The sequence below is a fragment of the Lactobacillus corticis genome (assembly GCF_018327645.1).
Lineage (GTDB): Bacteria > Bacillota > Bacilli > Lactobacillales > Lactobacillaceae > Lactobacillus > Lactobacillus corticis.
Genome location: NZ_BMAY01000002.1, coordinates 39789 through 51614, shown reverse-complemented (window position 1 = coordinate 51614; position 11826 = coordinate 39789). Strand labels below are relative to the sequence as shown.

Annotated in this window: 10 protein-coding genes and 1 tRNA gene; 7 read left to right on the top strand and 4 right to left on the bottom strand. The window is 43.6% G+C overall.

Annotated elements, in window-relative coordinates; genetic code table 11:
* Positions 1 to 98: 98 nt before the first annotated feature.
* Entirely contained in the window at positions 99 to 1079 is a 981-nt protein-coding gene (locus KI210_RS01550) for a cytochrome C5 (RefSeq protein ID WP_371870175.1), read from the top strand.
* Between the two features lie 100 nt (positions 1080 to 1179).
* On the opposite strand, the gene KI210_RS01545 is transcribed toward KI210_RS01550, so the two are convergent.
* On the bottom strand, positions 1180 to 1539 hold the full coding sequence (locus tag KI210_RS01545; protein ID WP_212780274.1) for an aggregation-promoting factor C-terminal-like domain-containing protein: 360 nt from the start codon (positions 1537 to 1539) through the stop codon (positions 1180 to 1182).
* Positions 1540 to 1731: 192 nt separating this feature from the next.
* On the opposite strand from KI210_RS01545, the gene KI210_RS01540 reads away from it, so the two are divergent.
* A complete protein-coding gene (locus tag KI210_RS01540) occupies positions 1732 to 4257 on the top strand; it encodes a M1 family metallopeptidase (RefSeq protein WP_212780133.1) in 2526 nt (841 codons plus the stop codon).
* A 62-nt stretch (positions 4258 to 4319) separates the two neighbouring features.
* Here KI210_RS01540 and KI210_RS01535 read toward each other — a convergent pair whose 3' ends face one another.
* Both KI210_RS01535 and KI210_RS01530 read right to left on the bottom strand, forming a co-directional pair.
* On the bottom strand, positions 4320 to 5036 hold the full coding sequence (locus tag KI210_RS01535) for a hypothetical protein (protein ID WP_212780132.1): 717 nt from the start codon (positions 5034 to 5036) through the stop codon (positions 4320 to 4322).
* A 141-nt stretch (positions 5037 to 5177) separates the two neighbouring features.
* Complete coding sequence (locus KI210_RS01530; RefSeq protein ID WP_212780131.1) at positions 5178 to 6392, bottom strand: L,D-transpeptidase family protein; 1215 nt, start codon at positions 6390 to 6392, stop codon at positions 5178 to 5180.
* A gap of 281 nt (positions 6393 to 6673) precedes the next feature.
* Here KI210_RS01530 and KI210_RS01525 point away from each other — a divergent pair, with 281 nt between their 5' ends.
* The 5 genes from KI210_RS01525 to murQ all read left to right on the top strand — a co-directional run bounded on the left by KI210_RS01525 (position 6674) and on the right by murQ (position 11109).
* Positions 6674 to 7474 carry a DUF4931 domain-containing protein gene (locus KI210_RS01525; RefSeq protein ID WP_212780273.1) on the top strand — a complete coding sequence of 267 codons (801 nt, stop codon included), beginning with the start codon at positions 6674 to 6676 and terminating at the stop codon, positions 7472 to 7474.
* A gap of 37 nt (positions 7475 to 7511) precedes the next feature.
* Positions 7512 to 7584: transfer RNA gene (locus tag KI210_RS01520), tRNA-Val, on the top strand.
* A gap of 55 nt (positions 7585 to 7639) precedes the next feature.
* Positions 7640 to 8683, top strand: a complete 1044-nt coding sequence (locus KI210_RS01515; protein ID WP_212780130.1) for a DUF871 domain-containing protein — start codon at positions 7640 to 7642, stop codon at positions 8681 to 8683.
* Positions 8684 to 8794: 111 nt separating this feature from the next.
* Positions 8795 to 10219: a PTS transporter subunit EIIC gene (locus KI210_RS01510; RefSeq protein WP_212780129.1), complete on the top strand. Its 1425-nt coding sequence runs from the start codon at positions 8795 to 8797 to the stop codon at positions 10217 to 10219.
* The gene (gene murQ, locus KI210_RS01505; protein ID WP_212780128.1) at positions 10219 to 11109 is read left to right on the top strand and encodes an N-acetylmuramic acid 6-phosphate etherase; all 891 of its coding nucleotides are present in this window, start codon (positions 10219 to 10221) and stop codon (positions 11107 to 11109) included. The genes KI210_RS01510 and murQ overlap by 1 nt, the downstream gene beginning before the upstream one ends.
* A gap of 48 nt (positions 11110 to 11157) precedes the next feature.
* Here murQ and KI210_RS01500 read toward each other — a convergent pair whose 3' ends face one another.
* On the bottom strand, positions 11158 to 11790 hold the full coding sequence (locus KI210_RS01500) for a hypothetical protein (RefSeq protein ID WP_212780127.1): 633 nt from the start codon (positions 11788 to 11790) through the stop codon (positions 11158 to 11160).
* Positions 11791 to 11826: the final 36 nt, after the last annotated feature.

The window sequence follows — 11826 nt, the reverse complement described above, 5'->3', positions numbered from 1 at the left end:
TTTTTATCAACCTTTACCCAAAAGTATGCTAATTGTTGCTGGATGTGCTAGCATGTTTTCTACGAAAGAGGGTAAATAGGATGGCAAAGGAATCACGCATGTCAAGGCGCCGATTTCAAGAACAGCAGGCAAATCGGCAAAAGGTAGGACGTCGCGAAAATTTACGACGCTCAAAGCAAACTTCTCGCTCAGAGTGGCTGCAGCGCATGCAGAGTGTCGAGCAGAAAAGACGGGTCAAACCGCAAAAAATAGCAACCCAGCCGGAAATGAAAAGATCTGGGGCAACTTATACACTGAACTTTTGGAAGATTTTCTCCGATCGACCGTATGTTTCGGTTGCAGTGATTGTAGCAGCAGCCTTTTTGATTATGGCGAAACAATGGTGGCTGCTGTTGGCCTTAGCGATTTTGGTCCTTATTGGGATCTATGTGATCGGGCATAGCCATCACCCTAACCGCACTTTAAGTTTAGAATTTCATTTAAAGGCGAGTCGTAAGCTGAGCATGCTGCAGGCGATTCAGCTGGGATGTTCAATCACCACTTTCTTGGCCACTTATATGAAACAGGTAGTTAGCGTAGATTTTTCATCAGCAGGTTCAACTGATGCGCTCAATATCGTGCAAGGGGTCTTGTCGACTAACGGCGGCAGCTATGGTCAACAAGGGTCATATATCCTGAGTTTGTTAAACACGCTGACTGGCGGATCACTCTGGGGCAGTTACCGGTATGCCACCAATTCCAGTCAAATGATGAACACAGCAGCCGGACGCAATATTGTTTTGTGGGTATTGCTCTTGATGCTGGCACCAGCTATGTGTGTCTTAGCCCAATTCTTCCGTGAACCATATTCACGCCGGACGCAGCTGGTTACGTCGTTTATTGCAATGTTGACTTTCATTTTTACCCCATCATTGATGAAAAAATGGATTGTGGAATATGCTGTAGCCAATAATTTGTCAGAAGCGGCCGCCAATAATGCTATTTCAGTAGGGCCGATGGCTTATATCGCAATGGTGTGTGCGATTGCCGTATTTGTGATCGCGGTGTATCGCGAATTTAAACACGATAAATTCAATTAACCAAGCAAGCTGTGCGAAATGCACGGCTTTTTATTTTGCACAAAAATAAGCGGACCACTATTTGATCCGCTTATTTCTTTATTGAGAATGATATTTAATTTTAGTACCAGTGGTGACGTTGCCAAAACTTCTTAGCATTTACCCATGAACCATAACGGCCACGTACGTAGTTATCAGCAACTCTAGTTTGGTTCTTGTGTGAGTAATTGTGGTGCAGGTAAGTGATCAATAATTGGTAACGACCGTAACAATTACCGTTTCTAGCATGCCAGTTACCACCAGATTCACGCTTAACGATCCAAGCACGAGCCTTTAAGTTCTTCTTTGACCAGTGGGTTGCTGCTTGTACAGTTTGAGTGTTTGCTGAAGTATTAACGTTTTGACTAGCGACTACACCAACGAATGCTAAGGCTAAAGCCGCAACTAATTTTACCAAAATAGATTTAACAGATTTCAAAATTTTCATTCCCTTTTTTAAAAACTTGTCTCATTTCTTACTGTCTATATAGTACAGGTTGAATATTGCAGCTTTGTTACAGAACTACTAACCAATCGTTACATCCCTTTTACGAATAGAAATAAAGCGTAATAAACCCAGAGCAGCGGGATTTCTGGTAAAATTTAAGTAACATACTATTTATAGGAGGAAATTATGTCAGTTAAACGCTTTTTTGAAACATTACACCCGGAACACTATGATTTATTTATTGATGTTAACCGGGAAAAAAAGCTGATTAGTGGTAGCTCAACGATTACTGCGGAAGCTCAAGAACCGACAGTTCTAGTTCACCAAAAGTTCATGCAAATTAAGCAGGTTAAGGCTGATGGCCAGGCGGTACCATTTACTTTTGATGATAAGAATGAAGAAATTAAGATTGAGTTGGGCCGCACGGGTAAGGTTAAGCTGGTAATTGATTATACGGCACCTTTGACCGATACCATGATGGGCATCTATCCATCTTATTACACTTTAGATGGAGAAAAGAAACAAATCATTGGTACGCAATTTGAAACAACTTTTGCCCGCCAAGCCTTCCCATGTGTTGACGAACCTGAAGCTAAGGCGACTTTCAACTTGGCTTTGAAATTTGACGAACAGCCTGGTGAAATTGCCTTGGCTAACATGCCGGAAGTTAAGGTAGAAGACGGTGTTCACTACTTTGATGAAACTGTTCGCATGTCTACTTACCTGGTTGCCTTTGCTTTTGGGGACTTGCAGGCTAAGTACACCGAAACTAAGAGCGGCGTTAAGGTTGGCGTCTTTGCTACCAAGGCGCACCAGGCTAAGGAATTAGACTTTGCCTTGGATATTGCTAAGCGCGGGATTGAATTTTACGAAGACTTTTACCAAACGCCATACCCATTACCGCATTCATGGCAACTGGCTTTGCCAGACTTCTCTGCTGGTGCCATGGAAAACTGGGGCTTGATTACTTACCGTGAAGCTTACTTGCTGCTTGATCCAGACAACACTTCATTGCCACGCAAGAAGCTGGTTGCCACGGTGATAACCCACGAATTAGCTCACCAATGGTTCGGTGACTTGGTAACCATGAAGTGGTGGGACAACTTATGGTTGAATGAAAGTTTTGCCAACATGATGGAATACTTGTCAATCGACCACATGGAACCAAACTGGAAGATTTGGGAAATGTTCCAAACTTCTGAAGCCCCAGCTGCTTTAACTCGGGATGCTACTGATGGTGTGCAATCAGTTTATGTCAAGGTTAACGACCCAGCAGAAATCGACACCTTATTTGATGGGGCGATTGTTTACGCTAAGGGCTCACGGCTCTTGGTAATGGTACGGGCACTTTTAGGCGATGAAGCTTTGCAAAAGGGCCTTAAGTACTACTTTGACCACCATAAGTACTCAAACACGATTGGTGATGATTTATGGGAAGCTCTCTCAACAGCCACTGATTTAAACATTACCGAAATTATGCACTCATGGCTCAACCAACCAGGCTACCCTGTAATTAATGCTTACGTTGAGGATGGCCATTTGAAGCTGAGTCAAAAGCAATTCTTTATCGGTGAAGGTGAAGATAAGGGCCGGACTTGGCAAATTCCGTTGAATGCCAACTTTGATGCTCCTAAGATTATGGCAGAAAAAGTGCTCGACTTAGGCGACTACCAAGCTTTGCGCGAAAAAGCCGGCCATGCTTTGCGGATCAACGTGGGCAACACGACCCATGCCGTTGTTAAGTATGACGAAACTTTGATGGCTGATATCTTGAAGGACATCACTGACCTTGATGCAATTTCCAAGATGCAGATCTTGCAAGACTTGCGGTTATTAGCAGAAGGCAAGCAAGTTTCATATGCTAGCGTTGTTCCAGTTTTGTTGAAGCTAAAAGACGATCAATCTAGCGTCGTAAATGATGCTATTTACACTACAGCTGCCAAGTTGCGTCAATTTGTTGCTAATGGCAGTGAAGCTGAAAAGCAATTGAAGCAATTCTACAACTTGCTGTCAAAAGACCAAGTTGCTCGTTTAGGCTGGCAAGCTAAGGACGGCGAATCAAGTGATGATACTGAAGTTCGTCCATATGTGCTGCAAGCTAGTTTGTACGGTGAAAATGCTGATGCAATCAAGGCTGCACATGAAATTTTCCGAGCTGAACGTGATCACTTGGAAGGGATAGAAGCAGCAGTCCGGCCAATGGTTTTGCGCAATGAAGTTAAGAACTTTGGTACTGATGAATTAATCGATGAATTAATTAAGCTTTACCAAACTACCAGTGATGCTTCATTTAAGTCTGACTTATGCGCAGCAATCATTGCTACCAAGGATCCAAAGGAAATTGAAAAGCTAATTGGCAACTTGGAAAATGCTGATATCGTTAAGCCACAAGACTTGCGGGCTTGGTTTGCCGGCTTATTAAACAATGAAGCTGGTGAACAAGCAGCTTGGGACTGGATTCGTGATGAATGGGCATGGTTGGACAAGACAGTCGGCGGCGACATGGAATTCACAACTTTCATCACTGTGATTGCCAGAATCTTCAAGAATGCTAAGCGGCTACAAGAATTTAAAGACTTCTTCTTGCCAAAACTTGACCAACCAATGTTGACGCGGGAAATTAAGATGGACGTTAAGGTCATCGAAACGCGAGTTAACCTAGTAGAGGCAGAAGGTGCAGCAGTTAAGCAAGCAGTGGCTGCAGCTTTATAGAATTTAAACGAAAATAGAAAAAAGATGGACCTTTCAAAGTCCATCTTTTATTTTGCCCAAAATCACAATAAGGCTTGAACCTTAGCTGCCATTTCAGGATTGATGCTTTCACGAATCAGTAAGTTAAACAAACGAGTTGCTAATTCTTCAGTTTGTTCAATGCCCAGACTAAGACTGTAAACCGTTTTGATCCATTCAGGATGATTTTGCTCGAATCGGCGAGAACATACATAGGGATCCTGGTTGGCATCATGGGGTAGTTCTTCTTTAAGGAAGTTGAGGTATTCGCCAACGGCATCCTGACTAATCACGCGGTAGGCGTTTAATCTTTCGCCACGTTTCAGTCGCAACAAACCAACATAAAGATTGGTCAGACTTTCATTAAGATGAAAGTTAGGGGTATCTAGCGGCGGTCTTGCCGGTTCCTGGCCACTGATTAGGGTCTTGCGCTGCCAAATAATTTTACTGTGAGCATTATAAACTTGCTGATACTCTGTTTCACCAAAAACTGCAAATTCACAAAAGAGGCCGTCTTTAGTTAAAGCTTTATAGCCATCAATTGTGTTTCTAAAACTATAGACCAAGTCACCCAGCCACCATAACTCATGGATAAAGGCTTGCTTGTAATCATCCTCAACAACTGTGAAAAAATCAATATCGCTATAGTTGTCAAGCCGGTAACGCTGATTACCAACAGATCCCACGCCAACTAGGGCCAAAGCATGACGACTCTTTTGGAGATTGGCGGCGATTTCAGCCAGCTTATCGAGTTGCTTCATTATTCTTTCCTCACACACTAGATCTTTCACTATGAATGTACAATCCCAATTGCAAAATAGCAAGCGCTTACATTATGTTATCGATAACAAAATTAGGCAGAAAAAAAGCCTTCCATCAGGAAGACTTTTAAGTCAGAAAGATTAGTTGTAAACAATCACTGCTTCATGTTGAATTACAGCGTTCCAAACTTCTTTAATTTCGCTTGGTCGAATGTTGACACAGCCGTGGGATCCGCCCTTAAGGTAGGCTGTCTTGCTCCAGTCGGTCCGCCAACTAGCATCGTGGAGGCCACAACCAGATAAAGTGAATGGCATCCAGTAGCTAACTTTACTTGAATAGTTGGAACCATCGTCATTTTGACCAGTTAAAGTAGCATTGCGTTGTTTGTAGTGAATGTACCATACGCCCGTTGGAGTCTTATTGTCGCTGGTACCAGTAAGCGTACCGGTGACGACATCGGTTAGATGAACTGCGACCTTGCCGTTTTTAACTACCCACAATTCTTGCTTATTGATCGATACGACCACATAATTATCGCCAATTCCGTGGTTTGATTTTCCATATCCTAGGCCGTAAGTCGTATAGCCTAATCCGTAAATAGCATTTGCGCCATTGATTGTTTGATTCTTGCCACTTAAGAAAGCTTGCTTAACGTAGTTGGCTGCCTTATCAGTCCAAATACCCCAACCATAGGTCTTATTGGTTACCGTAATAGTTTTACCGTTTACGTTGCTGCCAGATGGAACTGTAAACTTATAACTCTTATGGAGCGTTTTTACTTGCTTGCCCATCTCGTTAAGCTTGTTGGTCAACTTACTTGTATCATTGAACGTAACCTTGCCATTTTTGTAGGTTGCCTTGGTTACTAAGGTCTTGGCACTTAATTTAAACTTGGTGCCGTTAGCATCATACGTCACAACCGTTTTAGCCATCTTCTTCAGCTTCTTGACGCCGTTTGCTAAGTCGGTATTGGCATAAGAATATTTGTTGCTATTTGGAGTTTCAGTGTGTTGCTTTTTAAAGTAGGTCTGTACTTGGGATTTGCTGATGGTTTTGACCGAACCATCGCGACTAGTGGTGACCTTGCCGTCAGTCAGGGTTGCTATATTTTTAGCTTTAGCATTGACCTTCTTGGTCGCTGCAGCCACCGTTAAGTTGCTGACTTTTACTCCGTAAATTGACACGTTTTTATTGAAGTGCGTAGTAGCAAATTTTGCTGCTTTGCTTTCGGCCGCCTTGCGGTTATTATTGCTAATAATGAAAAACGCTGCTAACACAACGAGGATCACACAACCGATAACAATGTACCATGTAGAACGATTGTTTTTCTTTCTGAGTTCCATTCGTGAATTCATGTGTTTCGCCTAACTTTTAAATTTATATCTCGAACTTACTATAATTTAGTAAGCATTCTGTGAAGACTAGTTTATCATCACCGTTTATTGTAGTAAAGAAAATTGCTTTGGATAACCCGTTTTAGCGAATTTTATTAAGAAGTTCACATCTTGATCATATTTTTCAAAAAATAAGCACAATGACAATTTAGCCTATATTATGTCGATCATAAGACTTTTGCACTTAGCCTGCAAGTTGCCGTATAATGGGTTTTATTCTGATTTAGAAGGGAAGCATGGTCATGGATAATGATCCGATTGTTTTTCAATTTGCGGTTGCCCAAGGAAAACCCCATTCATATCGTAAGGATAAGCCAAAAACTGTCTGTCCATTTTGCGACACGGAAAATTTAGTAGATGTTTATCGCCAAGAAGGCGAGATGATCTGGTTAAAGAACAAGTTCCCAACGCTGCGCGATACTTTGCAGACGGTATTGATTGAGTCCCATGATCACTATGGCGATATCAGCAACTATTCAAAGGAAGAAAATCGCAAATTGCTAACTTTCGCCTTAGACTGCTTCCAGCAAATGCGACAGGATCAGCGCTTTGAATCTGTTTGCTGGTACAAGAATTATGGCCCGCAATCAGGCGGTTCTTTGATTCACCCGCATATGCAGATTGTCGGTTTTGACCATGAAAACTGCTATAAATATATTCATGAAAACAACTTTGAAGGCGTGCGCGTTTTTACTGATGGTCAGGTAGAGGTAAACATTGCAGATCATCCGGTTCAAGGCTACACCGAAATCAATCTAAATGTTTTGCAGCTTAATCAATCAGCCATTGACTTATGGGCTGATTGGATCCGGGCCGGTGCAAAATACATGCTTAATGTAATGCATCACGGCCGGTTCAATTCCTACAACTTATTCTTTTACCCGCGTGCTGATGGCGGAATTTGTGCTAAATATATCGCCCGCTTTTTTGCTCCGCCGTATTTTGTGGGCTACAAGCTGTCCCAAGTGAATGATGAGGATAATCTAGCTGAAGAAGCGGAGAATTTTAGAAACTTTTTTACGAAAGAGCTTGACGGTGACTAACAAAATCAGTATCATATTTAAATGTGAGTTATGTCACGGAGGATTAGCTCAGCTGGGAGAGCATCTGCCTTACAAGCAGGAGGTCACAGGTTCGAGCCCTGTATCCTCCATAACTAAGAGACCTCGGGATTCCGGGGTCTTTTTTGTTTCTAGGAGGACTTTGTTATGTTAGGAGTATCAGTTTATTTAGGACAGGCCTTGACGGCTGATGATTACAATAGTCTGGTTGCCCTGCGCAATGCCGGTTTTGGCGGAGTGTTTACTTCATTGTTATTGCCTGAAGATGATCCAGAGGATGTGTTACGGCACTTAACTGAACTGGTCAAATGGTGCAAGAACCTTGGCTTAAAATTGACAGCAGATGTTTCTGCCCAGGGGCTGGCACGCTTAGGCATTGACGTGAAAAATTGGAACCAAGTAGCCAGCTTGCACGTTGATAGTCTGCGGATTGATGATGGCATTTCTCCCGACACGATTGCGGCTTTGACTAAGAAGATGCCAATTGCTTTGAATGCCAGCACCTTATCTGATGATGATGTTTATAATCTGCGTCAAGCTGGAGCTGACTTTGAGCAATTGGAAGCCTGGAACAACTTTTATCCGCGTCCGGAAACTGGCTTAGACCGTGCCTGGTATGCGCAAAGATTGGCTTGGCTGCACCAACAAGGCTTTAAGGTGCAAGCTTTTATTCCTGGAAATAAGAATGTTCGCGGTCCGATTTTTGCCGGCTTGCCAACAATTGAAGACCACCGTGGCAAGAGCCCCTTTGCGGCTGCGCTTGACCTTAAACAAATGGGAACCGATGCGATTTTTATTGGCGATTCAGATTTAGCTGATGACACTTTAGAACAATTTACTTCTTACTTTAAGGAACACAAGCTTTTGCTGCGAACCGAAGAAGACCTGCCTACTTTGTTTGAACATGAATGGCATCAGCGGCCTGACTTGTCGCGGGATGTCATTCGGCTGAAAGAAGGCCGTTTGCGCCAGCTCTTTCCAGTGGTTCCTCAACCGGCCCAAGAGCGGTCTAGAGGCACGATCACGGTAGATAATAGTGATTATTTACGCTATCAGGGTGAATTGCAGATTACCAAGAAAGACTTGCCGGCCAATCCACGGGTTAATGTTTTAGGACACATCGTGGATGAAGATTGCGATTTATTGCAGTTCATTGGTCCGGATGAGCTGCTTGCCTTTAAGCAAAAGTAGCAATTTAATGCCAAATTATAAAATTGGTCTAATAACTAAATAAAAAATGGTATACTTAGAAGTAACACGAAGCACGTGTTGCTTTTTTTAGTTATTAGGAGAGTATGGGTTATGAACGATAAGGAACTAGCACAAAAAATCTTGTCCCTTGTTGGTGGAGAAGACAACGTTCAAGCATGTATTTCATGCATGACGCGGTTGCGTTTGACCATCAAGGATATGGATCAGGTTCAAATTGATGAACTGAAAAAAGTTGATGGAGTTTTAGGAGTGGTCAAGGCCGATACCTTGCAAGTGGTCTTGGGACCAGGCAAGGTTACCAAAGTAGCTGAGGCAATTGGGCAAATTTCTAAGGTCAAACCAGTTGCTGAAGGTGAAGATACCTTGGCAGCCGTTAAAGAAACGGCCAAAGAAAACAAGGCGGCTAATAAAGCTAAGCATGATAAGCCTTTGCAACGCGGCTTGCAGCATATTGCCAATGTCTTTATTCCGCTTTTGCCTGGGATTATTGCAGCTGGGTTAGTTAATGGCCTGGCTAATGTAATCGACTTTCAGACTGGCGCTGCTTTTGCCAACGACTGGTGGTACGCGACGATCAAGACCATTGGCTGGGGGCTATTTGCCTTCTTGCCTTTATTGGTAGCCCAAAGTGCTGCTAAGGAATTCAAGGGCAGCCCGGTTTTAGGGGCAATCGGCGGTATCTATTGCTTGAGTTTAGGAACAACTGCTTTTCCTTTAGCTAATACCAAGATTGTGATGCCTTTGACCAACAAGGCTTACGTTACCGGGGTAGGCGGTATTTTAACTGCTTTGTTCATTGGTATTTTCATTGCTTATGTTGAACGGTGGATTAGAAGCTGGATGCCCAATATCCTCGATACCTTCTTTACGCCGCTGTTAACTTTAATCGTTTGTGGCTTGATTGCGGTAGTCTTCCTGCAGCCGCTTGGTTCATGGCTGACTAACGTTATTTACGTGGTGATGGACTTCTTCTATGACAAATTAAGCTGGATCGGCGGCTACTTATTGTCTGCTAGCTTCTTGCCACTGGTATCAGTTGGTTTGCACCAAGCCTTGACGCCAATTCACGTCATGTTGAACAACCCGAATGGTCCGACTAAAGGGATCAACTACCTGCTGCCAATTTTGATGATGGCCGGCGGCGGTCAAGTCGGTGCAGGACTGGCACTATTCTTCAAATCAAAGAACAAGCGTTTCAAGAAGATCGTAATGTCTTCAATTCCGGTTGCTGTTTTAGGGGTTGGCGAACCATTGATGTACGCCGTTACTTTACCTCTAGGCCGGGCCTTTGTAACTGCCTGCCTGGGAGCCGGTTTTGGCGGAATCGCAGCTTCTTTGTTCCACTTAGGTGCGATTTCTCAGGGCGTATCGGGTTTGTTTGGTTTGCTGATTATGAAACCAGGACAGCAATGGCAATTCCTGCTAGCTCTGCTGGTAGCTTACCTTGGCGGTTTTATTATTACTTGGTTCTTCGGCGTTGATGAAGACCGAATTAACGAAATGTATCCAGAATAATGGCAATTAAAGATTTAACTACTGAACAGCGCAATCCAAATACGATGCATTTGGATCAAATGTCTGCGCTGGATTTAGTCAAGACAATTAATCACGAAGATCAGGCGGTAGCTTTAGCAGTTGCCCAAGCTGATCAGGCAATCGCGCAGGCCATAACTGCGATTAGCAAGCGCTATGCTAAAGGTGGCCGCATCATCTATCTTGGCGCCGGTACTAGCGGACGCTTGGGAGTCTTAGATGCAGTCGAATTGGTGCCCACTTACGGCATTAGTCCTGAGCGGGCAGTCGGCTTAATCGCTGGTGGAGCTAGCGCAATGTACCAGGCTGTTGAAGGGGCGGAAGATTCACCGAAATTAGCTCGAGCTGACTTGCAAAAGCTGGACCTAACCGCAGACGACACTGTAATTGGCCTAGCAGCATCGGGTAGGACGCCATATGTTATTGGCGGTTTGGATTATGCTAAAGAAGTCGGTGCTTTAGGAGTTTCAGTGGCATGCGTTAAAGACAGCCAAATTGGTCAGCATGCCGACATTGCGATTGAAGCTGTGACTGGTCCGGAAGTAGTTACCGGTTCGACTAGAATGAAGGCCGGAACGGCGCAAAAGATGATTTTGAATATGATCTCTACTGGAGTGATGGTCCAGCAGGGCAAGGTTTATGAAAATGTCATGGTTGATGTTTTGCCAACTAATCAGAAGCTGGTAGACCGGGCATGTCGGATTATTAATGCTGCGGTCGGGATTTCGCCTGATAAAGCAGCTGAACTTCTAAGGGATGCTGACAATAATGTCCCGGTTGCTATTGTGATGGCAAAGACTGGCAAGAAAGCTAGTGAAGCTAAAGAGTTGCTAGAGCAGCATCATGGTCGAATTAGTGAAATTTTGAAGTAAGAAAAAAAGCAGTTTAGAAATTTCCAAGCTGCTTTTTCTGTTAACAAATTAAAATTTGGTTTCTTCCCAGTCATCTTCTTCGCGGTGAGCCTGGATGCGAACGATAATCCAAGCAAATGGCGTTGCAATTTCTGGAAGTTCGATAGTTAAATCCTGGTCAAACTTAAAGTCCAGCTCCACTCGCTGGTCGATCAATTCAACCCGGTTAGGTGCCTGATCCAAGCCCTTGACGACGATTGACTTTGGAAATGGCGTATGCAGATAAACATACTTCTGGTAGGCCATGTGACGGTTTTCCATAATGTAGCCGTCGCCGTCGACCGTTAGCTCGCTGTTGGTACTTTCGTTAAAGGCATGGCCGAATAAGTGGATCCATTCGTTGATCTGTTCAAGCTTGGCTTTAGTTGTTTGCTCAATTTGCCCATTCGCTGTCGGGATGTTGAAACAAGTCGCCTTGCCAGCTAGGCGGTTTTTGACCATTAAGTCAACTGGATCTTCGGGCAGGTCAACGCCGCTTTGGTCAGCTAATTTAATCGTGTATTTATCTAAAGCTGCCTCAACTTCAGGCGTAACTTGGTCAAAGCTGACTGCTCGAGCGCCGATATTGCGGGCAAGCTTGACTAAGTCGTCGGGGTTTTGCTTGCTGTCAAAATGCAAAATTAAGCCAAAATCTGGATTCATAATTTCCTCCTAAAACATTCTTCTTATCAGTGTGAA